Annotated in this window: 16 protein-coding genes, 1 pseudogene and 1 other annotated feature; of the genes and pseudogenes, 6 read left to right on the forward strand and 11 right to left on the reverse strand. The window is 50.5% G+C overall.

Annotated elements, in window-relative coordinates:
• Positions 1–361: 361 nt before the first annotated feature.
• On the forward strand, positions 362–1,537 hold the full coding sequence (locus AB4124_RS01780) for an MFS transporter (RefSeq protein WP_441971618.1): 1,176 nt from the start codon (positions 362–364) through the stop codon (positions 1,535–1,537).
• A gap of 34 nt (positions 1,538–1,571) precedes the next feature.
• Positions 1,572–1,756 (forward strand): annotated as a pseudogene (locus AB4124_RS01785) (LLM class flavin-dependent oxidoreductase); the annotation flags it as partial.
• Between the two features lie 60 nt (positions 1,757–1,816).
• On the opposite strand, the gene AB4124_RS01790 reads toward AB4124_RS01785, so the two are convergent.
• The 3 genes from AB4124_RS01790 to AB4124_RS01800 form a co-directional block, all read right to left on the reverse strand.
• Entirely contained in the window at positions 1,817–3,289 is a 1,473-nt protein-coding gene (locus AB4124_RS01790) for a stalk domain-containing protein (protein WP_441970802.1), read from the reverse strand.
• Positions 3,290–3,413: 124 nt separating this feature from the next.
• Positions 3,414–4,715, reverse strand: coding sequence for a DUF1963 domain-containing protein (locus AB4124_RS01795; RefSeq protein WP_430105890.1), 1,302 nt, complete (start codon positions 4,713–4,715; stop codon positions 3,414–3,416).
• 404 nt (positions 4,716–5,119) lie between these two features.
• On the reverse strand, positions 5,120–5,974 hold the full coding sequence (locus AB4124_RS01800; protein ID WP_441970804.1) for an NAD-dependent epimerase/dehydratase family protein: 855 nt from the start codon (positions 5,972–5,974) through the stop codon (positions 5,120–5,122).
• 1,119 nt (positions 5,975–7,093) lie between these two features.
• Here AB4124_RS01800 and AB4124_RS01805 point away from each other — a divergent pair.
• Together AB4124_RS01805 and AB4124_RS01810 are read left to right on the forward strand one after the other, a co-directional pair.
• Positions 7,094–7,741, forward strand: coding sequence for a transcriptional regulator (locus AB4124_RS01805; RefSeq protein ID WP_430179932.1), 648 nt, complete (start codon positions 7,094–7,096; stop codon positions 7,739–7,741).
• A gap of 32 nt (positions 7,742–7,773) precedes the next feature.
• The gene (locus tag AB4124_RS01810) at positions 7,774–7,917 is read left to right on the forward strand and encodes a hypothetical protein (RefSeq protein ID WP_441970807.1); all 144 of its coding nucleotides are present in this window, start codon (positions 7,774–7,776) and stop codon (positions 7,915–7,917) included.
• A gap of 890 nt (positions 7,918–8,807) precedes the next feature.
• On the opposite strand, the gene AB4124_RS01815 is transcribed toward AB4124_RS01810, so the two are convergent.
• From AB4124_RS01815 to AB4124_RS01830, 4 genes are all read right to left on the reverse strand, one after another.
• On the reverse strand, positions 8,808–9,419 hold the full coding sequence (locus AB4124_RS01815) for an SRPBCC family protein (protein ID WP_441970809.1): 612 nt from the start codon (positions 9,417–9,419) through the stop codon (positions 8,808–8,810).
• An 83-nt stretch (positions 9,420–9,502) separates the two neighbouring features.
• Positions 9,503–10,468: a helix-turn-helix transcriptional regulator gene (locus AB4124_RS01820; RefSeq protein WP_441970811.1), complete on the reverse strand. Its 966-nt coding sequence runs from the start codon at positions 10,466–10,468 to the stop codon at positions 9,503–9,505.
• A 309-nt stretch (positions 10,469–10,777) separates the two neighbouring features.
• Positions 10,778–11,701 carry an NAD(P)-dependent alcohol dehydrogenase gene (locus AB4124_RS01825; RefSeq protein ID WP_441970813.1) on the reverse strand — a complete coding sequence of 308 codons (924 nt, stop codon included), beginning with the start codon at positions 11,699–11,701 and terminating at the stop codon, positions 10,778–10,780.
• Between the two features lie 141 nt (positions 11,702–11,842).
• Positions 11,843–14,605, reverse strand: a complete 2,763-nt coding sequence (locus AB4124_RS01830) for a LuxR C-terminal-related transcriptional regulator (RefSeq protein ID WP_441971620.1) — start codon at positions 14,603–14,605, stop codon at positions 11,843–11,845.
• 220 nt (positions 14,606–14,825) lie between these two features.
• Between AB4124_RS01830 and AB4124_RS01835 the strand changes: the two genes are divergently transcribed.
• On the forward strand, positions 14,826–15,698 hold the full coding sequence (locus tag AB4124_RS01835; RefSeq protein WP_339267092.1) for an AraC family transcriptional regulator: 873 nt from the start codon (positions 14,826–14,828) through the stop codon (positions 15,696–15,698).
• A gap of 163 nt (positions 15,699–15,861) precedes the next feature.
• Positions 15,862–16,935, forward strand: coding sequence for a hypothetical protein (locus tag AB4124_RS01840; protein ID WP_441970816.1), 1,074 nt, complete (start codon positions 15,862–15,864; stop codon positions 16,933–16,935).
• An 80-nt stretch (positions 16,936–17,015) separates the two neighbouring features.
• Here AB4124_RS01840 and AB4124_RS01845 read toward each other — a convergent pair whose 3' ends face one another.
• The 4 genes from AB4124_RS01845 to tetA(58) all read right to left on the reverse strand — a co-directional run bounded on the left by AB4124_RS01845 (position 17,016) and on the right by tetA(58) (position 21,948).
• On the reverse strand, positions 17,016–18,116 hold the full coding sequence (locus AB4124_RS01845; RefSeq protein ID WP_441970818.1) for an NAD(P)H-dependent flavin oxidoreductase: 1,101 nt from the start codon (positions 18,114–18,116) through the stop codon (positions 17,016–17,018).
• 287 nt (positions 18,117–18,403) lie between these two features.
• Positions 18,404–19,663 carry a tyrosine--tRNA ligase gene (tyrS, locus tag AB4124_RS01850; RefSeq protein ID WP_076324215.1) on the reverse strand — a complete coding sequence of 420 codons (1,260 nt, stop codon included), beginning with the start codon at positions 19,661–19,663 and terminating at the stop codon, positions 18,404–18,406.
• 90 nt (positions 19,664–19,753) lie between these two features.
• Positions 19,754–19,985: a binding site (T-box leader), on the reverse strand.
• 119 nt (positions 19,986–20,104) lie between these two features.
• Positions 20,105–20,920 carry a tetracycline efflux ABC transporter Tet(58) subunit B gene (tetB(58), locus tag AB4124_RS01855; RefSeq protein WP_430105915.1) on the reverse strand — a complete coding sequence of 272 codons (816 nt, stop codon included), beginning with the start codon at positions 20,918–20,920 and terminating at the stop codon, positions 20,105–20,107.
• Positions 20,917–21,948 carry a tetracycline efflux ABC transporter Tet(58) subunit A gene (gene tetA(58) / locus AB4124_RS01860; RefSeq protein ID WP_339267098.1) on the reverse strand — a complete coding sequence of 344 codons (1,032 nt, stop codon included), beginning with the start codon at positions 21,946–21,948 and terminating at the stop codon, positions 20,917–20,919. Before tetA(58) ends, tetB(58) begins: the two co-directional genes overlap by 4 nt.
• Positions 21,949–22,083: the final 135 nt, after the last annotated feature.

Genomic DNA, 22,083 nt, shown 5'->3' on the forward strand with positions numbered 1-22,083 from the left:
TACATTTGATTTTAAAGAAATTTTATGATTACACTGGGAAGAAAACAGGTTTTTAATTACCAATCAGTATAATTGATTTTATGATATATGGCTACTTTTGTCAAATACCGATTCCCTGTATATCGCATTGTTATAACTACATTATCAAATGTTACTCATACGATTGAAATAAATCCGTTGACATAGATTGTTATTATGGGATATATTTATCAGGCGATTTAGCATACCAATCGGTACATAAAAAACCTCGATAGGATTGGTGCATAAAATGGAAAAATTGATAGCAAAAAAAGCGGTCCATGACGAAGCAGCGGCGAATGCGTCACAGGAGGCGTTGACCACGGCCGAATCCGGGAATCGTATGCCTCTGACTCGTTACGTTACGTTATTGTTTGCGATTGCTTGCGGTATGTCAGTTGCCAATATCTACTTCGCTCAGCCGCTGCTCGATGAGCTGTCGAACGAGTTCAACATGGACTATTCCATCATTGGAATTCTGATTACCGTCACACAGATCTTTTATGCATTGGGACTGCTGCTGCTGGTGCCTCTAGGGGATTTACTGAACCAGCGTCGATTAATTATCGGTCAAATGGCGATCTCCATGGCGGCTCTCGTTATCGTTGGAACTGCTTCGTCCGGCACGATGCTCTTTGCAGGATTGGCTTTGGTCGGATTGCTTGCCGTAGTAACGCAGACTATTGTGGCGTTCGTGGCGACCATAGCTGCTCCTGCTGAACGAGGGCGTGCCGTAGGTATGGTAACCAGTGGAATTGTGATTGGGATCCTTCTTGCTCGAACCATTTCAGGAGTTTTGAAGGATCTTGCAGGATGGCGTTCGGTTTATTTGGTTTCTGCTGCGTTGATGCTGCTCATGGTTTACGCATTATATAAGGTGCTGCCCAATGTTGAGCGTAAGGTAAAGACTCTTCCCTATTCTCAACTGCTTAAGTCGGTACTGATGTTGTTCCTGCAAGAACGCTTATTACGAATCCGCGCTGTTTTAGCTATGCTGATTTTTACCGCTTTCAGCATTTTGTGGACACCATTGGTGCTGCCTCTTAGCGCGCCGCCACTATCCCTTTCGCACTCTGCCATCGGGGCGTTTGGTCTCGTGGGCGTCGTGGGTGCATTGGCTGCAGCTAAGGCCGGTAAGCTAGCCGATCGAGGTTACGGCCAAAGAACGACGGGAATTGCATTGTCCCTGCTATTGCTGTCATGGCTGCCGATCAGCTACACGGAACAGTCCCTGTTTGCCTTAGTCATTGGTATTATTCTGCTGGACTTGGCGGTACAGGCAGTGCATGTCACGAATCAAAGTATGATATTTGTATTGCACCCACAAGCGCGCAGTCGCATGGTTGCCGGGTATATGATTTTTTATTCCATCGGAAGTGCCGCCGGTTCCATTGCTTCGACCCATATCTATGCACAGTATGGCTGGCATGGAGTTTGCTTGCTTGGAGCCTCCGTCAGCGCTGTTGCTCTTATATTTTGGGTTATGACCAAAGGCGTTAAGGGCAGTAACGGTTACTAAAAAATCTAAAGGAGAGTATTTCCTAGAGGCTGGCATTACTTCGTTTGTAGAAACTAAGCGGATGTTCACACAGGTGAAGTGAAGAGTCATGTCCCAGCTATAGCGAAAAGTGTTAGAGGAAATTGTTCTTACTGATAAAGTGGGACCCTTCATGTGTTTGTAGGCGGGCATCATCGGAAGGATTATGCGGCATCTTCGCCGACGGTTGTGATGTCCGCATGCCTTTCCTTAGAATAGCAAAAGACACGCCGGTATGGGCGTGCCTTCATCAACCTTTCCTTATGGTGTTTTCCCCAGGATCACTTCGCCTGTCGCTTTATCCCAGAACGACGGAATGCCAAGCTTTGATGTGATCAACTCCAATGGAAACATGCTCGAATCAGCCAGGAATGGAATGCTGGCATTTTCTCGCGTCACCTTCCCGTTCACCAATACAACTGCAGGATCACTGGACTTAATGGATACGGTATTCCCTCCATAAGTGAAAGACCAAACTGGAAATCGATGATTTCCGTGTTTCGGATCCGGATTGGACTGTCCGCGCTTCACTTTGATCCCGAGCGCTTCAAATACGCTATTATACGGTACATACAGCTTGTCTTTCACAATGGCGGATGATCCGTAGAAGCTAACCTTTTGTCCGTTTACCGACCAGGACAGAGGAGTCTGTACGAAGACTGAATTCCCATCGTTCTCGTTAAGAGAGCCGCTGCCCTGATATTTCTCTTCTCCCCAAGCCAGCACCTTACCGTCCTGATTGGTTGCATAACCTGTATATCCCTTGGTGCCCCATAACGCCGTTATACCTGTCAGACCTTTCACTTGAAAGGGCTTTGCCGTCGGGTCGTTGTAATTCCACTGCCAGACCGTGCCGTCGTTTTTAAGCATAAATAAACGTTTGGACCCTGTTCTTATCTCTCGGATTTCTTTAAGGCCCTTTACTGCATTCGGCGCTTGCTGCTTGGTATTCACATTCCACCGCAGCACCGTCCCATTCTCATGCAGCAGGAACACGTCATACCAATCCACTGCGATTCCGGTAATGGAGGAGGTAACCAGCGGTTTAACCTCGCCAAACTCACGTTCCAGGCGGAATCGATCGTAGAAACTGTTATATACCGTTAACATATCGACGCTGCCGTCTTTACCGAGAATCAGTGCCTCATGTCCGGCGACCACTATTGTTTTTGCATTCGTGACTCCTTTGATAGGGAAGTACTTGACGGTCATCTTTAAATGATCATTCGGATCATACGTCGGACGCCATATCGTTGCAGTCCCATCCTTATGTAATGCGACAGAACCATGGTTTGAAATGACCAAACTGGCTACACCCTTAAGTCCTTCCAGCTTCATCAGCCCTCCCCGTTTTTGGAAAGGATCCCCGTTAATATAAGGCGAGTAATTATCGCCCCAGGCCCACACATCCCCGTTTTTGTCCAAGGCATATGAAGAATTGTCACCTGCCGCCACCTGAACAATATCAGTTAGACCCTCAACTTGCTTTGGCACCAATTGATGAATGCTAGTCCCGTCACCTACTTGACCTGACTTGTTATAACCCCAGGCGGTCACGGAGCCGTCGCTCCATGCCGCTACACCATGCCCGCTGCCGCCAGCCACGCTTACCGGTATGGGGCGGGAATCACCGTTCACGGCCTTCGCAGCTCCCACAACGCCCATCGAGGTACAATTGACTGCCAGCAGTATCGTCACTAACATATAAGCTACCCTACGATTCCATTTCTTCACGAATAAGGCCTCCATTCACGATCTATAATGTTATATAATACCATATCTTAAAAGATGATAGGGAAAAATAGTATATCCGCTTCCAGTAACTGGAATCCGTTATTCAAAAATGGCTGGATTCAGCCTATGTTTGTTGGAATAATGTTGCCGTCACTTTGCAGTCCGCGCACAAGAACATATAATAGATGCCTTCCCCGTACTCCTCGATCTGTTCCCAGTCCAGCTGCCCGATGAATGTCATGCTTTTGGAACAGCAGGAGCAGGAGGGATATACGGCGTCCTGAATCCAAGCCGGATAGCCGCCGATTTGCGAAACCGCCGGACCAAGCGCCCAATAGGCCGCATAATAGCTGTTGCGAGGATGGTCCGCAAGCCGTAAGGACTGCCCCACCGCCGAATAGTTCCTATCATCCTCCTCGGAATCAGGCTCCGGTACATAACCCTGTCTACTATTGACTTGGCTCCATTCGGATTTCCCATGGAAATCTACGTCCATATAGATCGTATCGTAACAGCTGCAGTTCAGGCAGGTGCTCACTCGCAGCCTCTCTCCGGACAACCCCAAGAATTGAAGCTTCGGATGGCTGATGTCCAGATCCGTCAAGGTGGTTAGACTGCTTCCGCACCATGGACAGAGAGTGGAATGCTCCTTCAAAAATTTTGCGGGTTCCGGTTCTGCTACATATGTGCTTTCTGACAGCTCTATTTTTTCTATGGCGTAGCTGTCATGGTAGAATAATAGGCGCTTGCTCCCTTTCTCCGTAAGCTCCCATCCCCCCTCATGCGCATAAGCTTCAGGCGGAACGTATAGTTCCTCTGCCCATGATGGAGGCACGGCCCTCCATTCTTGAAATTGGTGCAGAACCTGATCATCCCCAATCCAAGCCAGGGCAAGCAGCAGATGGTTGCGGTTATCCTTGTCCTGTTCTACTTGTTGTAGCAGCTTGTCGCGGCTATGGGCAGATGCATCTTTGAACAAAATGCCGGGGTAATAGATACCGTGCTCCATCAATGTTGGGATACAGGATTCAAGCGACTTGTTCTGATAGCAGATCAGGGAAACCACAATTTCCTGGCAGGTGTCCTCATCGCCCGCTTCCAGCAGATCAAGGGCAATAGTCAGCATGCGCTCGGCCTCACTTGGTGATAATGCTGAATATACCTCTTCTCTTTTCAGAGTATAGGGAATATATCGAATCAATGGATCCCGCCTCAGCGGGGCATGCATGATCTTAAGGATCTCTACAGGATCTGTAATCCCTTCGTATAAGTCGATGTCTCTCCGATTTTGTTCTATGTAACGCTGCCGTTCCTTGCGCTCCATTTCCTGCTTGCACGGCATGCAATAACCGCCGGTCTTGGCCGCGGTTGCCGGTAATATCGTTGCGGAACAGCCTTCGCTTCGACATGGCAGCCGTTCTGTCATGCTAGCCCCTCCTTATTCTATGGTTAGTCAACTCGGTTCAGCTGGATTCTGGCTCTTATTCTATGGTAAGTCCACTCAGTTTGATCCTGGCTCCTATTCATCCTCATGGCCATAATCTCCTCTATTAACTATAGCTTTCTTTTCATTCCCATATCAACAGGGGCTAAATGAATCATACCACTGGACCGGCAGGTATTTAGATTTCAGCATATTAGGGAGCATGATGATTGGGAGCCCTATAGCGTCTCCATTGGAGTCGTGCACGCTGCTCCCTGTATGCACGGTGCGTGGTCCGGGACATGCTCTATATGCTAATCCTTCCTTTACGCTGTCCATTGTGAATAGCATACTCCTTGTGTATGTACTCTTAACGGTGGAACCGGTTGACGCATCGCTAAGCGCTCTCATCTCAGCGATTGCGCGAACCCTGTTCGCCACGTGGGGTGCAGCGGATGCCAACCGTACTCCTGCCGGGCTTTGGCGTTGGAAGCACCCCGTTCGCCGCGCTTGCTCCCCGCTTGATATGCTGGAGCAGGCGCTTGCAGCGCCTCGGCATACACCGGTAGCCACACCGTACCTGTAGCAGGCTCGTCATCTACGATATTGACCGGACCCGCTGGCCAGTTCAATGCCTGCAGAGCGGCATTCGCCGCATCCTCGACATGGAGAAACGACATGATGCCATCCGTTGCCGGAAGAGCTCGAGTTCGTACCTTTTCCGCCATTACCCCGTTGGCGTCGTACCACGTGCCAGGGCCATAAAACATACCATACCTTAAAATGACGTGATTCGGCATTTGTGCAACGGCATGTTCCAGCGAGACGATCCCGTCTATCGTGGACTTGCGCGGCGCAGGCGCCTGGACATCCAAGGGGACGTCTTCGGTGGCAGGATGATCTCCGGGCTCATAAGCCCAGGCAATGCTCTGGGCAATCATTCGTTTAACGCCATGGATCTGCGCGGCTTCTACCAGATGACGGGTACCCTCCATTCGAATCCTCGCATTATCCTCCAGATTCCATTGGCTTAGCGAAGTGAGCTGATGGATAACGACATCCGGCCGTATTTCCCCGATCGCGGCTATCATCCCTTCCCGATCAAAAGCATCTGCTATGATCCCCCTTGCTCCCCATGATTCGATCAACCCTTTTCGCTGAGGATGGTGGGTCATGCCTGTAACCTCATGACCAGCTTGCACCAGCCTCGGAAGCAACCGCTGACCGATAACGCCAGTAGAGCCTGCTACGAATATTTTCATAAATGATAACCTCCAGTCTGCTGCATATGAAGTGGATTGGGTATCTCCCCATCAAGAATGGGATATTTTCAGTTTGATCTTAGCATGATGGATAGACAGCTATAAGTACCACTTTTCATCAAGTCAACCATGCCATTTCATTCGATTGATAGATTATGATTGACAGGTGGAAAGAGTACGGGGCACTCGCAGTTTGACAGGCGCGACAGGGTGCACTGTGACAAGCGTGAATAGAGTACTCGCTGTACGTGAACAAAGCATTGTAGTTAGACAAGTGCTTTAAGCACTGTTGTTTGACAAGCACGATAGAGTTCACAGCAATCGCATGATTCGTTCAACATAAAAACGCACCACATTAAGTGGTACGTTTTTATGGGAACAACCTTCTCCTATCATTACTCCTCGTCTATTACATCACTTACTGATACATGCATACGGCTGTGCAGCTGCTGGCACTCCGGCTGATCGCACACGCTATAAAAAGTAACAATTCGATTCGTATCCACCGTATCGATTTGAGAGTTACAATGCCTTCACAAGATGACACCCATATTCACCTTTTTAATGGAATTGTTCACGCTTCACTCATCCTCTCTTGGTATCAGATTTGTGTTCGAACTTCCCAGCCATCGTCTTCCTTATTAATTGCAGGACTGAACCTCCCCTTCTCGCTTCAAACTCGTCTGGTTTCGATCCACCTCCAATAATGCATATTTTATAATCATCTTATGTGATTAATGTACATTATAAATAATACACAATATATATTCATGTATTTGTTTAATAACATCATATATGACGTCATATTTATTTGAACAACATAAAAAACGCTCCCTGTAGTAACAGAAAGCGGTTCAATGACCTAAATTTACGAAGATCAGGCTTTCAGATCTTTTTAAATCAATTGGCGAACTATATCGCTGTCAAGCATAATATGAAAGCAATACCTTATTGCTAAACCCGCAAAACACGAGTTATACTAGCCATCATAAGGACGTGAAGAACACGCCGCTTCTATGCAAAGTGCCCCAATGAAAGATTGGGTTGCATTGTATGGGGCGGCTTTTTTATGTTCTAGCGTAATCGCATTCCATCTGATACTAAGGGGGAAAATTGAACATGTCACGGTTTGATCAACAATATGAGCTTTGGATGCACACGAATATCCTGAATGAAACGAATCCCCGCAGGCTCGAGATCCTTCATAAAGGGTTGGGCCACGGCACCGTCGAGTTTCTCCGCTCGGTATGGTTTCCGACGATCGGTAATTTCAATGACTTGCATCCGGAATGGGAAGTACGCGATTTCGGCAATGGTTATCGTTATTTGGACCTTGCCTATATGCCCGGTGATGCGAGAGGAGGGATCGAAATCCAAGGATACGGGCCGCATGCCCGTGATCTGGACGTAAGAAGGTTTAAGGATTTATGCCGCCGTCACTGCTTATTGGCACTGGATGGTTGGACATTCCTTCCCATTGCCTACCCCTCCATCGTCGATGAGCCAAAACAGTGCCAGCAGCTCATCTTATCCTTCGTTGGCAGATTTGTGGCATCAGATGTACCTGCGTCCTTAAGTTGGCTGGAGGCAGAAGCTGTCCGATTTGCGCGGCGATTGCTGCGACCGATAACGCCCTTAGAACTCGCTAATCATCTTAGGGTGAGTGACCGGCATACCCGACGCTTATTGCATAAACTGGTCGAGCTCCAGATTCTGGTCATAGCAAGCGGTCAACAACGAGCCCGAACCTATGAACTCCGCTTGTAATGAACTGCAAACACGTACTTATGAAACTCCACTTGTTACAGCAGGACTTACGGGAGCATCCAGCAGTTCTTGCAGATATTGCAGATATTACAGGCAATACAGGTATTACAGGTATTACAGGTATTACAGGCAATACAGGTATTACAAGTATTGCAAGTATTGCAGTTATCCAATAGACGACTAAACAAACTAAGGACACCAGATCCGTTATTCCGAAATAATCAGCCACTTTACCCTTACTTCCGGACTCAGAATCCGCTATTTACTTTAAAAACCACGAATTATCGTACTTCCCTATGTAATAGCGGATCTGGTGTCCTCATATAGCCCAAAACCCACCGATCGAGGCGTAATAGCGGAACCTCTGTCCTCATAAATAACGTTGCAACACTCGTCAACGAGAACGTATCTATAAACTCCGCATGTAATAAACTGCGAACACGCACCTATAAAACTCCGCTTGTAATCGCAGTACTGACGGAGCATCCAGCAGTTCTTGCAGATATTGCAGATATTACAGGTATTACAGGTATTACAGGTATTGCAAGTATTGCAGGTATTGCAGGTATTGCAGGTATTGCAGGTATTGCAGGTATTACAGGTTATTACAAATATTGCAAGTATTTCAGTTATCCAATAGACGACTAAACAAACTAAGGACACCAGATCCGTTATTCCGAAATAAACAGCCACTTTACCCTTACTTCCGGACTCAGAATCCGCTATTTACTTTAAATACCACGAATTATCGCACTTCCCTATGTAATAGCGGATCTGGTGTCCTCATATAGCCCAAAACCCACCGATCGAGACGTAATAGCGGAACCTCTGTCCTCATAACGTAGCAATAGTCAAACCCAAGACCGTGCATAATAAACATCAACACTTGCAACAGTCAAACACGAGACCGTACTTATAACATCTCTAAAATCCGCATGTAATGGCAGTACCTACGTGAGCATGCATCAGTTCTTGCAGATATCCACCAGACTCATACTGCGGCCTAGTATTGCTCGGGCAACATACCTACCCCTACGGACCCTCAGATCCATATGACTGAATCTCTTCATTTTGGTGCTATAACCTGGCTTTGTAAGGTAGTCAGCATCTCATCCCAATAACGCCTCATGATCTCTCTCATATAAACATCATCCAGCATCTCCTGGTGAATCGCGATGGTTGTTTTTCCGGTATTCGTGGACAACACATAGATTTGCAGCCGGGATGGGTTGTCCCACTCCTTGCGTTTCCAGGTCAGGCGCAGTTTATGGTAAGGTACGACCACCGTAATTTTGCCGGACACGCCTTCCTTCGACTCATACTCATGCCCGACCTGCAGCTCCAGAGAAGGGACATCTCCGATCCATAACGACAGCCCCACAGAAGATATGAGGAAATCCCAAACTCTCTCTTTCGTCACGGCCATCGTTTTCCTGACCCCGATCTGCACCCCGGCATCTTTGGAAACGCCGACCGGCACCCGCCCCATGACCTGCTCATACATAACGGCGATCCACTCGCCCCATTCCCCGGATACCTGATGCTGCTCAACGATATGGCTTTGGATCTGCTCGTGTGACCAGAGCGGGCCCACTTCCTGCCCAAGTGCCACAATCCATTCTTCCCAAGAACGTCCCGTTACCTTCATCACTTCTTGTTTAAAAATAGAGCCTGCCATCAGCGTACTCTCTCCTCCCTGACACTATCTGATGGTGTTCATTATAGAATACAAACACTGACAAAGAAGGTCAGTGTTTGTATTCAGGATTGATAATATTTTAAGAGGGACTCCGCAATGTCGATCATGCCTGATTTCAGTTCATCGGGCCCCATGATTCGAATTTTTCCGCCAAACGACAAAAGGTAGTAGGCAACTTGCGTGTATAACGTATGCTCATCCAGCCTGAACACCGCATGCTCCGCCGTACGATCGACGAGGGCTTGACTGAGCAGCCAATGCGAACATAAATCGTCCAAAGCTTGTGGGATTCCTTGGATATGCACGGAAACCAAATGAGGATTGGATTCGGAACCTCGCCCCGATAGCAAGCTGTCCAATACGTACTCCCGCGGGGAAAACGCCGGACGGTCAAACGTGTTGTCGGTATGCCGGATATCGCTCATACGGTCGACACGGAAGCAGCGAATTTCACCGCGCAGATGGCAATATCCCACCGCGTACCATTTACTTTTCCAATGGACGAGTCCATAAGGATCCAGGATACGTGTTTGTTTCATACCGTCGTAGCCTGTGGTGTAATCGATCTCGAGACTGGATTGCCGGTCGATCCCCGCCTCGATCTCATGCAGTATCCTGGTGAGCGAAGAAGCTGTAGGAGGATGGATGGCCTCAATACTGTTTTTGTGGCGTTCCAAACGCTCCAACTGCTCCGGATTCGTATATCGTTTTATTTTGGAAACGGCTCGATTCAGCGGCTCTTCGGAGGGATAGCCCGCTTCCCGTGCGAATGCAGCTGCATGAAGAAGCGCCTTTTGCTCATCGGCCTCAAAAAACAGCGGCTCCAGCTTGATATGCTCCGGGATGGAGTAACCTCCATCGCGCCCAATCTCGGATACGACAGGCACGCCGGAAATACACAGCGCATCAATGCACCGGTAAATCGTCCGAATATGTACGCCCAGCTCCTCCGACAGTTGTTTAGCGGTCATTCTTCTTCGCGATTTCAGCAGCCATAGAATAGCCAGCATATTATCCGCTTTGGACATCGTGTGCAGCAGTCCTTCCCTTGAAATTCATTTCATTCTTGTGATCACATTATATATGACTTCCATAGAAGGCTCAGAGATTTCTTCCTGCTATCATCCGGATGTTGATCACCGCTCCCCCTCATTCCGATGAGAAAAGCCGACCCTCTGCAGGATCGGCTGGTAAATGAGTACATCGTGTGGCACTGCTCCCTGTGCCAGCACGGTGAGTGGTCCGGGGGCATGCTTGGATGGCTGTCTATATCCTTGAATGATGCCTTGCTTCATCTGCTGTCATAATCATGCGCCGCCGTGAATGATGACTTTCCCTCAATGATCATGCCCCACCGTGATGACAACGCTGCCCCTCTTGCGTCCTTCATCCACGTACCGGTGCGCCTCAGCCATTTGCTCCAATGCATACCTTCTGTCGATGACCGGCTTGATCTTCCCTTTTCCAAGCAGCTCCGCAAGCAATCTCAGATCCTCCATCAGCACCTTGGCCACCCCTTGCCCTTCAACGGTTACATAGCTCCCGCCCGGGGTGAGCAAATGCTTGCATCTGGATTTCGGCAGTTTACCGACCGCATCCAGGATGATGTCGTATCGCGCTCCGCTTGTGGTCAAATCCTCTTTTGTATAATCAATGACCCGATCGGCTCCGAGCGACCTCACCAGTCCCACATTCGCGGTACTGCAAACGCCGGTAACCTCTGCTCCATAATGTTGCTTGGCAAGCTGTACAGCTAAAGTCCCCACCGCACCGGACGCTCCATAAATCAGAACCTTGTGCCCTTGCCGGATATTCCCTTTTCTTAGAAAATGCAGGGCCGTCGTTCCTCCGAAAGATACGGCGGCGGCATCGTCATAAGTCACATGATCGGGCTTTAACAGCAATAACGCGTCTTCGCGCATGCAGATATACTGGGCATACGTGCCGAATCGCATTCCCCTGAATGCCAAGACCTGATCGCCTACCTTGAATCGCGTAACATCCTTGCCTATCGCTTCTACTTCCCCTGCCAGCTCCACCCCGAGTATCGGTTGTCTTGGCTTTCTCAGGCCCAACACCAGCCGCATGGGAATCTTATACAAAAGAGGACTGCGTAATCCCCGTACTCGGCAATCCCCCGAATTGACGGTGGTGGCGTAAATTTTGATCCGAATTTCGCGATCCTTAGGGATCGGCTTCTCGACCTCTTGCAGCTTTAACACATCCGGTGATCCATAAGCGGTGCATACCATTGCTTTCATGGGTTTCCTCCAAACCTGCATTTGCAATCAGTATATCTGCCGTAGGGTACCGAGCCATAGATACTTAAGTATGGTTTTCTCATGAACAGCGATATTTGAAGGGAGATCGCTATGGATGAATAGCGATTCTGTGATCGTCGCCTACAGTAAACCCAGCTCGCGCGCACGCGCTACAGCTTCGGTACGGCGCGTGGCCTCGAGTTTATCGAAAATCATCCGGTTATGCCCTTTCACGGTGCTGAGCGTAACAAAAAGCCTCTCGCTAATCTGACGATTAGATAGCCCCTCGGCAATGAGACGCAGAACCTCCAATTCCCGCCGGCTTAGCGGCTCAATCAGGGACTCCGCAGGCTGAACTAACCCTGGAACGAATACTGATGTAACACCACTTTCGAGTCTTTCAGCATCAAATGCATGCAGCAGCCGCTCCAGATAGTCATGCATCGGTTTCTTTATAGCTTCTCTTAACAGCTGCTTCTGCTTCGATTTGTCTACGGCTTCCCTAAATAGCTTCTGCATCGGTTTGCTCACAGCTGCTGCGCTTATCAACTGCCGCATCGGCTCCCCTTCATCGATAAACAACCGGATGAAACCGCCCGGCTCGCTCATCCCCAGCACATCCGCAGCAATCTGTGCCGCTTTCAGCTTCTCACCATGGGCTTGAAGGGCCAAAGCCTGCAGCACCATTACCCTAAGCTGTTCGTCCACCCATTCCTTAACTTCCATATCCGTCCGCAGTTGTTCGAGCATCACCAGCGCTGCCGCCGTATCCCCCTGTGCGAGCAGCACTCTGGCTAGGCTTAGCTTGAGCTCAAACTTCTGGGCAAGCTGCAACGCTGAACTGGCATTCCCTTGCTGCAGCAGGGCAAGCACCTGTGCCTCGGCAATATGGGGTAGCTGATGCGCGAAATGATGCTGACGGGCGAAGTGATCCGCCTTAGCCAACATGGCAACCGCTTCGCTCACCGCTCCCCGTGAAAGCTTCAGCCTTGCGAGAAATACCTCGCAAGCCACGCCCCTGTCTATATGCTCGAACTGCCCGGCCAAGTGGAGGGCCTGCTGCCCATGCTGTTCCGCGGCATCCAGATCATTCCACTCACTGCATATTCGGGCTAGGCCCAGATGCGCTTCGCACGCTGCCGGCAGCGGAGGATCACCTGCTAAATCCAGAACGCGCCGATACGTCTCGGCCGCTGCATATAACAGATTCTCCGCCTCCTGAATCATTCCGAGTCCGAGCGTCGCCATCATGTTGATCATGATGTGCCCAATCTTCTGACTGATGGTCACGGCTTCCCGATAAGCCTTGCCAGCCGCGGCCCGCTCCCCCTGCAGCTGGTAGGCATATCCCAGCGTCCATATCGTCGCTGTGCGCACGGGCAGATTATGCGGACTCAATAATTCCAAGGCCCGGCGTGATTCCGCCATGATGGTTTCCGGCTGATGTTTGCTGACAGCAAGGGTGGCACGTATAGAGGCGATATGCCCTATAAGATCCCGGGTATAATCGTCCTCCGAAGCTTGCAGATAGATTTCGGCGGCTTGAAGTTTGGGTTCGATACTGGTCATTTGACCGACCATTAACATGGCGGAAGCATGCATGACATGTAGCGCGGGCCTTGCATCCATTTCTTCCTTAGGCAAGGAATCCAGCCAATGGAGCACAGGTCCTATTGCTCCACGGAAGATCAAAGGTATCCCCTCCCCTTCAATGAGGCGTGCGGCGCGATCCACATCCTGAGCGGCAATCGCATGTTGAAAAGCTTCCAGCAGAAGAGCTTGACGTTCATGCCATTCGCTGGCACGACGATGCAATTCGGACACGTCCCTCTCTCCGCCAGCCGCAGAAGCACCCGTTCGGGTTAGACGCTGCCGAAGCGCATCCGAGAACAGGTGGTGATATCGGTACCAGCGCCTCTCCTTGTCCAGCGGAACGATGAACAGGTTGACGCGCTCCAGATACTCCAGGGTTTCTTGCCCGGAGATGGTGTTCTTCGGAGCATCACGGTCTTCGCTACGAAGAATATATTCACACAATGGACCACACAGCCGGTCAAGAATGGAGGTATTTAGCAAAAAATCCTGAATGCCCTCAGGCTGCTGCTGCAGCACTTCTTCAACCAGATAGTCCAGTACGTCACGGTGCTTGCCGCCGAAGGATCGGATGAAGGTGGCGGCATCTTGCTGGCCCTGCATGGACAGCGCCGCTAATTGCAGGCCGGCAATCCAGCCCTCCGTGCGGGATTCGAGAAGCGCCGCATCCTCAGCTGACAAATCCAGTCCCATGGAGCGGCGCAGGAATTTAGAGGTTTCAGCGGATGTGAAGCGCAAGTCCGATGTCCGCACTTCCGTCAACTGGTCCCGGGCACGCAGCCGGGCCACGGGCAGATTAGGATCCTGGCGGCTGGCGATAACCACATGCATCTGCGGCGGCATGTGCTCAATGAGAAAGCCAAGAGCGCTGTCTATCGGTTTGGAATCAATTACGTGGTAATCATCAAGAACCAGAATGAAACGGTTCCCCATGGTCGCAATGTGATTAAGGATGGCCGTGACGATGGCTTCGACCGACAGAGGAAGTGGGGATGGAGCTTGGAGTTTGCTTATGATGCCCTCTGCGATATCAACCCCGACGGTTTGCAGGGCAGCCGCAAGATAAGCCAGAAATCTTGCTGGCTCACGATCCCCCTCCTCCAAAGACAGCCAGGCGACGGGCAGTCGTGAGTCTTTGATCCATTGGCTGAGCAGCGTAGTTTTACCGCTGCCTGCAGAGGCGGAAATCGTAGTCAGCTTGCGTTGCAATCGCAGCCCCTCGTTCAAACGCTCGATCAAGCGGGGGCGAAGAACTGCCCTCGATCGGGGAGAAGGTATATACAGTTTCGTAGACAAAATAGGCGTGGACATCATAACCCCCGTTATGCCGTCATAGCAGCATTTTTTAACATATATATTATGATAAAGTGTTCGACAGCCTCCCGGTTTTCCCTCTTGTGCGCGATATTCGCTCGCTGCAGTCAAACGCAGAAGCATGATTTGCAGGGTTAGGCATACGATGTATGCGAAATGCTTGAAGCCCTGTAATTGAACCCATCATCCCTATCATTCATGCATAAGGAGGTTCCAGATGAAAATTCACCATTCGATTCCCTGGCGTGACAATCTTTATCTGTTCAACTATCGAAGCGTACATACAGAGCCGGTGGAATATTTTCATTATCACGAAGGGTTGGAGATCCTGTACATTCATGAAGGCGCCGGAAGATATATCGTCAATAATCAAACGCACTCACTGAAGCCCGGCACCTTGGTGTTGATTAAGCCTTTTCAAATACACCATATTCAAGTCATCGTACCGCCGAATTACATTCGCAGCCTGCTGAAAATCAAAGCCTCTGTCATCGAGCGCTTCCTCACCGCACTCCCGCAGCTGACAACCGCTGTTTCACAATTGTTGGAGCATCCGTGGTCCAATCAGGTTTTTCATCTTTCATCCAAGGATGCTTTATATTTGGAAAATCAATTTCTGCAATTGCATGAGATGCTGGCCAGCGTTCCGCGAAAGGTTCAGAAGGAAGTTGTTGCCTTGTTTTTATTTCATTTCTTCACCTACTTCAATAGCCATATTTATCCTCCGGATCGCAGCGGGGGCTTCAAGTATCATACAGCCGCTGCTTCGCTCGAACCTGTCGGCGCCATGGTAAGTTGGATTGGCAAGCACTATCATCTATCCTTTACGATTAACGAAATAGCTGCGGACCTTCATTTCTCCCCCAGTTATTTGTCCAAGCTGTTCAAAGACCAGATGGGCATGACCATCATCGAATATACGAACAACAAGCGTTTGGAGGAAGCCAGAACGCTTCTTGGCTTGCCTTCTCTGACAATCGAAGAGGTCAGTAAACAGACCGGATTCAACTACCCCTCGTATTTTATCGCCATGTTCAAAAAAAAGTACGGCATGACGCCTCTCCAGTATCGAATGCAGACGAAATTATGATATTTTCAAGCAGCAATGTGGTATTCGGATTGGATTATAATTAGAGCGCTTAAACAATGAATCTGATCCCCGTTAAGTGAGGTGATGTGTTTCGCCCAGAAAGAACATAAGGCAACAAATGCGACTGCACGATGAATAGTGTCAAAAATAGCGAGGAGGTTTCATGATGTTCAAGCCATCATTCAAGTTTGGCATAGTATCCTTATTTTGCTTCATGCTTGTATTTGCATTCTACCCTGGTCATATGGTAAAGGCGGCAACCAAATCGGTCCCGGCAGGTGACGTCGCGACGCTGCGGAGCTACTTAGCCAGTGCGAATCCCGGTGACATTATCGAAGTATCCGGGACCTACTCGGTGTCGGATGGAACCATTGCAACCTCCAGGAACGGAGCGTCAGGCAATTACATCACGATTCGCGGCACGGGCGGCGGAGCAACATTTCATTTCACCGCATCGGCAGGCAATGCAGCTTTCCATATCAAGAACAGCTATTACAAGCTGGAGAATGTGACGATTAACTCCAATTCCAAATCAAACAAAGGCCTGCTGATTGAGGCCTCTCATGGCTACGTTACCAACGTAACGGTCAAAAACACGACCGCAGAAGCGTTCAAGATTCGGAAAAACAGCCAATACTGGCTTGTCTCGAACAGTACCGCCCAAAGCGCGGGGCAAGGCGGAAAATTCGGCGAAGGCTTCTATGTGGGGGATGCCGATCAGAACTGGACCACATTGCCGAATCCGGATCGAAGCGGTTATATTACGTTCCTGAATTGCAGCGCCTTACAAACCAAAAACGACGGCTTTGATTTCAAAGAGGGCACGCATCATATCAAAGTGATCGGCAGCACGGTTGACTTTCAGAATACGGTGCCGGAATCAACTGTGGGCAACAACGGAATATTCATGCGGGCCAATGACGTACAGATTATCAACACCACGGTCAAAAATAATGCGGCCACGGGCCAGGCGTTCAGAACGAGCAAAACCACGGCCTCGGACGGAGTGTCCTACGGAAGCAATTTGGAGCTTAAGAACGTAACCGCATCGAATATTTCGGGAGCGATGATTTACACGAACTATACTTCGAACAAATTATATACCGACTATACGATGACCGGCGTTGCCGGGGGACTCTACGCTTCCGGCTCCAAAACAGCGACGTCTACCAATCCGTCCTCCTTCGTGGAGATGACGTGGAGCGGCGAAGGCGGAGATACTTACGGCGGTTTCTAGCAAAAAGCTTTACAGGCCACCTCAAGGTTTTCCCTAAGGTGGCCTGCTGCTTCATGTTTTCCTAGCGTATAGCATATCTCTCATTTCAAATGATCGGATTCACGAAATGGGCAGATCAACAGCGCTTCCCGGATCGTCTCGGCAACGATATCCGCTGCCGTTTGTCCCGAAGTCAGCCCTCTTGTGCCTTGCCCCGCCCACAATGACATATACTCCGGATTGTTTTGGCGATTAGCCGCGTTTCGTATGTCACGGGTCACCGTATTCTGCGTAGGAAAGGGCAGCGGCTCTATGCCGCTCTCGTCCCATTGCCGGATGAATGCATTGCGGATTCCCCTTGCAGGCCGTCCCGAGAACGCTTTGGTGATCACCGTGCTCTCTTCCGTACTTTGAAGCAGCGCTTGCTTGTAAACCTCATGTGCTCCCGATTCAATCGCCGTCAGGAATCGCGTCCCCATCTGAACGCCTTGGGCTCCAAGAACAAGCGAAGCCGCGAGTCCGCGTCCATCCATCACGCCTCCGGCGGCAATAACGGGGATCTTGACGCGATCCACGATTTGCGGTACCAAGGCAAACGTTCCGATTTGGGCGCCCATCGGGTGCTCCGAAATATCAAACGTTCCACGGTGTCCGCCCGCTTCGCTGCCTTGGGCGACGACGGCATCACACCCTGCCTGCTCAGCCAGCATAGCTTCGCGGACTGTGGTAGCCATCGCAACAACCAGAAGCTTAGCCGCTTTCGCTTGCTGCATATGAGGCTCTTCCAGAATCCCGAATGCCGTACTGATGACAGGCACCTTCTCTTCGATCAGAACTGTGAATTGCTGCTCGAACCAATCCGGGGTTGTTACGTGATCCTTGCCCGCATGGGGAATGCCAAGGTCATTCCGCATCCGGTTTAACTCCTGTTGAACCTCTCCGATTCGCTCATGGCGATCCGGGGCACGTGTCGCAAACAGGTTGACGGCAAAAGGCTGATCCGTCCGCTTGCGAATCTCCTGAATGCTGTGACGAATGGCAGCCGGCTCCATATAAGCCGCACCCAGCGTGCCGAGTCCGCCTGCGTTGGATACGGCGGCGACCAGTTCAACTGTCGTCGGTCCCCCGGCCATTCCTGCCAGAAAGAGCGGATAGCGGATTTGGAACCGCTCGCACAGATCGGTCTGCAGTTGAATGTTCATGATATAATCTACCTCCTTTAACACTACAGATATTATCCTATTATATAGAAGGAAACTTCCAATAAAAGAAAAACGTCGATCGACGTACTTTTCCAGAAGACAGACTGCATATAAGAAGTACTCTCTACAGCAGATGTTTTTCTTGCGAGATCAGGAGGGGGAGCATCGGGAGTTTATACTTTCTTATCTATAAAAAAAGCCGCTAAGCACCTTGAAACGTGTTTAGCGGCTTTTTACGGGTGCTTTCGTCCGGGGGAGACTCTTCCCCCTGATGGTTACACCGTCTTCTAGGACATTTTCACCAAGCTGTAGTTTTTCTTTCCTTTGCGAATGATGATGAACCGGCCGCCGATCGCTTGGTCGGCTGTCACCTCGTGACCGACGTCGCTGATACGCTCGCCGTTCATCGAGATGGCGCCTTTGGTGATATCCTCGCGAGCTTGCCGCTTGGAAGGCTCGATGCCCAGATCCACAAGCCAGTCCACGATATTCTTCGTTTCCGGCGTGGCTTCGAATGTCGGCATCTCCTTGAAGCCCTGCTCGATCTCATCGGCCGTAAGGGATTTAATATCGCCGCTGAACAAGGCCGCCGTAATGCGCTTGGCCTGCTCCAGCATCTCCTCGCCGTGCACGAATCTCGTCATTTCCTCAGCCAGCATTTTTTGTGCTTCGCGTTTATGCGGCTCGCTCTGCACCTTTTCGGCCAGCTCGTCAATTTGCTCTTTGGTCAAGAACGTGAAGTACTTCAGGTATTTCACGACGTCGCGATCGTCGGTGTTCGCCCAGAACTGGTAGAACTCGAATGGCGTTGTTTTGTTCGGGTCGAGCCAGATCGCGCCGCCGGCCGTTTTGCCGAATTTCGTGCCGTCGGCCTTCAGCATGAGCGGAATGGTCAGGCCGAATGCTTTTGCCTCAGGTCCTTCCTTCTTCCGGATCAGGTCGAGGCCGCTTGTAATGTTGCCCCATTGGTCCGATCCCCCGATTTGCAGCTGTACGTCTTCATGCTGGTACAGATGCAAGTAGTCAACCGACTGCAGGATTTGGTAAGAGAATTCCGTGAATGAAATCCCGCTGTCAAGCCGGCTCGCAACCACGTCTTTCGCCAGCATCGAGTTAATGCTGAAGTTTTTCCCGTAATCGCGCAGGAATTCGATAATGTTGATTTTATGCGTCCAGTCGTAGTTGTTAACCATGCGGATCTGATTGTCGCCCTCCGTCACGAAGAGCTTTTTCATTTGTCCGGTCAACGCATCAACGTTAGCCTGAACCTGCTCCAGCGTCTGCAGCGAGCGCTCGGTTTGACGTCCGCTTGGATCGCCGATGGTGCCGGTTGCGCCCCCGATCAGAATGACCGGACGATGGCCGGCAAGCTGGAACCGTTTGAGCATGATGAAGGGAATCAGGTGACCGATATGCATGCTGTCGCCCGTTGGATCTACGCCGCAGTACAGCGAGATTGATTTTTCATTCGTAAGCTTCCGGAGGCCTTCGGCATCCGTCTGTTGGTTGATCGCATCGCGCCATTCCAGTTCGTCGATAATATTCACAGTGTTAACACTCCTTCAATTCATTAATTTCCTTATAACGAAACGTCCAACTCGTTGAAAAACAAAAAATCGTCCCTTGTCTGTTATAGACATAGGGACGATTATTAACCGTGTTACCACCCAGATTGCACAAATGATCTGCACGCTTGCCGCGCGTCATTCATGCCGCTCATTAGACGAGATATCGTTCGCCGTTTCCGCTCGGCATTACCCGAGATACTCCAGAGTGTAATTCGCTGCCTTGGTGTGTACCGGGTTCCATCATCCCCCGGCTTTCTAGAACAGGGACCAAGCTGCTACTGGGCTCTTTCAACGTATGTTGCTTATAAGATTACAGACAGTATAGTGAATTAATAAATCGATGTCAACCTGCGTTTCGGACGGATGTCCTGCTTTCCCCGGCAGCATGGGTAAACGTTCGTCGGATGAGCCCCCTTGGTATCAGGTGCGGCGCATGTACGCACGAACTGTAATGGGAGCAAAGATCGCCACGATGACCGCGGCGCCGACCAAGGATATCGTGAGATCCCAGCCCACGGTGCCAGCGTTGGTGAGATCCCGAACGGCTGTCACAAGATGCGAGATCGGATTCATATTGACGAACCACTGCAGCCAGCCCGGCATCGTATCCACCGGCACGAACGCGTTGGAGAGAAACGTGAGCGGAAACAGCACGATCATCGATATTCCCTGTACGCCGGAGGCGGATCTTGCAATCACGCCGCAGAAAGCAAAGATCCAACTGATGGCCCACGAGCACAAAATGACGACCAGCCCGGCAAGAGCAACGTAACCCAAGCCGCCCTCGGGCCGATATCCCATAATATAACCCATCGTAAAGGTAAGCACCGTTGCAATGGTATATCGAATCGTATCTGCCAGCAGGGCACCGGCCAGTGGTGCAATGCGTGCAATCGGCAGCGATTTGAACCGGTCGAATACGCCTTTATCCATATCCTCACGCAGCTGAACACCTGTGACGACGGAGGTCGTAATCACTGTCTGGACGAGGATGCCGGGAATGATAACGGGCAAATAACTCGCCACGTCACCGGAGATGGCGCCCCCAAAAATATAGGTGAACATCAGTGTAAAAATAATGGGCTGGAACGTGACGTCAAACAACTGCTCGGGCGTACGCCGGAGCTTCAGCAGCCCGCGGTAGGCCATTGTCAACGAATTTCGCATCGTCTGACCGAAACTCGTGCGGTTCTTGAGCTGACGTTCCGTCCCTGGCTGAATCATGGTGCTGCTCATACCCTTGCCACCTCTCTATCATTGGATTCATAAGCCCCTTGGCCAGCGTCTTCCTTCACGCCGTGGCCGGTGATCGTTAGGAACACCTCATCCAGGGTCGGCTTCTGCACGCTCATCTCGGACAAGCCGATTCCTGCCGTGCGCAGCTCGATCAACAGGTCTGTAACAAGACCCGCATTAGCCATCGGTGCCGTTATCTTTCCCGCTTCCGGCGATACATTAGCATGAACTTTGAGCACTTGTTCCACGGTATGGCGGGCGCGATCCATATCCTGTAAATGCTGGACGGTCAAATGCAGCGAGGAAGTGCCTACCGACATCTTCAGTTCATCCGCTGTCCCCTCGGCCACAACCCGGCCGTAATCGATAACGGCGATGCGGTCTGCCAATTGATCCGCCTCCTCGAGATACTGCGTGGTCAGCAATACCGTTGAACCGGTATTCACCAATCGGCGGATCGTATCCCACATCTGGGAACGCGTACGCGGGTCAAGCCCCGTCGTCGGTTCATCCAGGAAGATGAGCGGCGGTTGGGCAATAAGGCTTGCCGCCAGATCCAGTCTTCTCCGCATGCCGCCGGAGAAATTTTTTAGCGGTCGCTTCGCGGCTTCCGACAAACCGAATTCCTCAAGCAGCTCACTCGCTTTGCGCCGCGCCTCCGTACGCCCCAAACCTAGCAAACGGGAGAATATAATCAGATTCTCCGTAGCGCTGAGCGATTCGTCCACCGACGCGTATTGACCGGTTACCCCGATCAACTGACGGACGATCTGCGATTCCGCCTGCACGTCGTGTCCAAAGATTCGGGCCGTACCGGCATCCGGCCTTAGCAAGGTCGCCAGCATCCGGATGGTGGTCGTCTTGCCTGCCCCATTCGGACCAAGCACACCGTAGATCGTTCCGGTACGCACGTTCAGATCCACGCCATCCACGGCACGATTATCGCCGAATGTTTTGACTAGTCCATAAGCCTCAACGGCCAAGTCACCAGGGTTAGGCTCTATTTTCTTTCTGTATACATGCTCCATTATGATTTCCTCCTCTTTGCTAATGGATGATGCTTGAATCGTAACACCCCTATTTAAACGGAATGTAAACCGGGAAAAGAATGGGCTCTTCATATGAAATGATTCTCAATCGATAAGGATTCGCGGTTTACTCCG

It is taken from the genome of Paenibacillus sp. 2KB_20 (assembly GCF_052115765.1).
Lineage (GTDB): Bacteria > Bacillota > Bacilli > Paenibacillales > Paenibacillaceae > Paenibacillus_AQ.

Coding starts and splice junctions, on each gene's coding strand:
- AB4124_RS01845 (WP_441970818.1), bottom strand. CDS start 18,116: ATGAACATTCAACTGCAGACCGATCTGTGCGAGCGGTTCCAAATCCGC.
- AB4124_RS01825 (WP_441970813.1), bottom strand. CDS start 11,701: ATGAAAGCAATGGTATGCACCGCTTATGGATCACCGGATGTGTTAAAG.
- AB4124_RS01805 (WP_430179932.1), top strand. CDS start 7,094: ATGTCACGGTTTGATCAACAATATGAGCTTTGGATGCACACGAATATC.
- AB4124_RS01795 (WP_430105890.1), bottom strand. CDS start 4,715: ATGACAGAACGGCTGCCATGTCGAAGCGAAGGCTGTTCCGCAACGATA.
- AB4124_RS01780 (WP_441971618.1), top strand. CDS start 362: ATGCCTCTGACTCGTTACGTTACGTTATTGTTTGCGATTGCTTGCGGT.
- AB4124_RS01830 (WP_441971620.1), bottom strand. CDS start 14,605: ATGTCCACGCCTATTTTGTCTACGAAACTGTATATACCTTCTCCCCGA.
- AB4124_RS01835 (WP_339267092.1), top strand. CDS start 14,826: ATGAAAATTCACCATTCGATTCCCTGGCGTGACAATCTTTATCTGTTC.
- AB4124_RS01840 (WP_441970816.1), top strand. CDS start 15,862: ATGATGTTCAAGCCATCATTCAAGTTTGGCATAGTATCCTTATTTTGC.
- AB4124_RS01820 (WP_441970811.1), bottom strand. CDS start 10,468: ATGTCCAAAGCGGATAATATGCTGGCTATTCTATGGCTGCTGAAATCG.
- AB4124_RS01815 (WP_441970809.1), bottom strand. CDS start 9,419: ATGGCAGGCTCTATTTTTAAACAAGAAGTGATGAAGGTAACGGGACGT.
- AB4124_RS01800 (WP_441970804.1), bottom strand. CDS start 5,974: ATGAAAATATTCGTAGCAGGCTCTACTGGCGTTATCGGTCAGCGGTTG.